Source organism: Actinosynnema sp. NPDC037264, from assembly GCF_055603705.1.
The window spans coordinates 1-1,562 of sequence record NZ_JBVJVK010000134.1; the positions used below are offsets into that span (position 1 = coordinate 1).

A 1,562-nucleotide genomic window follows, 5' to 3' on the forward strand; every position below is an offset into this window, starting at 1 on the left:
CTAGTAGTGCTTTGTTAGGTTTCGGCGTGTCGGGGGGGCACCGGGGCGGGCTGGGCGGTTTCATGTCCCGGTGACCCCTGATGAGCTTGCTCATGTCAGGCAACGCCTTGAGGAGTTCGCGGCGGAGGTGTTCGCGCCCTTGGCCCGTTCCGATCAGCGGGCCAAGGGCGAGACGTATCTGCGAGGGCTGCTGCTGGACGGACAGCGCAAGTCGATGCAGCCGATGGCGGAGCGGCTGGGAGTCGACCATCAAGGGCTGCAACAGTTCGTGACCACCTCGACCTGGGACACCGACGCGGTGCGAGTGCGGTTGGCCCGCAAGGCGGTGGAGGCGATCGCTCCGGTGGCCTGGGCGGTCGACGACAGCGGCTTCCCGAAAGACGGCAAGAGCTCGCCCGGGGTGGCCCGGCAGTACTCCGGAACGCTGGGCAAGGTCGCCAACTGCCAGATCGGGGTCAGCGTGCACGCGGTCACCGACACCGCCTCCTGCCCGCTGGACTGGCGGTTGTTCCTGCCGGAGTCCTGGGACACCGCCAAGGCGGGTCCGGCGGCGGTCAAGGCGGCCAAAGCCAAGCGGCGCAGGACGCTGAAGAACGCGCCACGAGTGGCCGCACAGGCCGCCGAAGAGGCCGGTTCCGGCGCCGAGGTCGACGTGGAGGCGGTCACCGAGGCCGCCCGGGCACGACGGGACCGGTGCGGGATACCCGAAGACGAGGGACACCGTCCGAAGTGGACGCTGGCGGTCGAGATGCTCGACGAACTCGCCGAACACGGGTTGCGTCCACCGGTGCTGGTCGCCGACGCCGGTTACGGCGACAACGCCCGGTTCCGGGCAGCGCTCGACGAGCGGGACATCGCCTACAGCGTGCAACTCAAAGGCGAGACCCTGGCCCACACCGGCGAGGCGGTCCCCGTCACGCGGGAATGGTCCGGCACGGGCCGGTGCGGCCGCCCGCCCTCTGACCAGCCCGTCTACCCGGACGAGCCGGTCAACCTGGCCCGGCACGTGGCCGCCGCCGGCCGTGAGGCCGCGCTCACCCTCACCTGGCGTGAAGGCAGTAAAGGCCCACTGACTTCACGGTTTGTGTTCCTGAGGGTTCGGCCCGGCGGACACCGCGTCCCCCGCGACGGCGAGGACGGCAGCCTGCCCGAGCGGTGGCTGATCGCCGAATGGCCCGACGACGAGCCCGAACCGGTCACCTACTGGCTGTCCAGCCTTCCCGCCACCACGAGCCCCGCCGACCTCGTCCGCTACGCCAAGATCCGCTGGCGCATCGAACACGACTACCGCGAACTCAAGACCGGCCTCGGCCTGGACCACTTCGAGGGGCGTTCCTGGCGAGGCTGGCACCGCCACGTCACCCTGGTCACCGCCGCGCACCTGTTCCTCACCCTGCTGCGGGGCGACCCAAAAGCGGCTGCGCCGGCCTGACCCTCTACAAGGCCATCCGCGAGCTGCAACTACTCCTCGCGACCTGGACCGGCGCATGCCCGACCTGCCACCAAACCGTGAAACCGCTACACCGCAACAACTATCGACAAACCTAACAAAGCACTACTAG

1 protein-coding gene is annotated in these 1,562 nt (G+C 69.3%); it reads left to right on the top strand.

Annotated elements, in window-relative coordinates; all coding sequences use genetic code 11:
- Positions 1-70: 70 nt before the first annotated feature.
- Positions 71-1,432 (top strand): IS701 family transposase, encoded by a 1,362-nt coding sequence (locus tag ACZ7GX_RS45675; RefSeq protein ID WP_498786923.1) that lies wholly within the window; start codon positions 71-73, stop codon positions 1,430-1,432.
- Positions 1,433-1,562 lie beyond the last annotated feature (130 nt).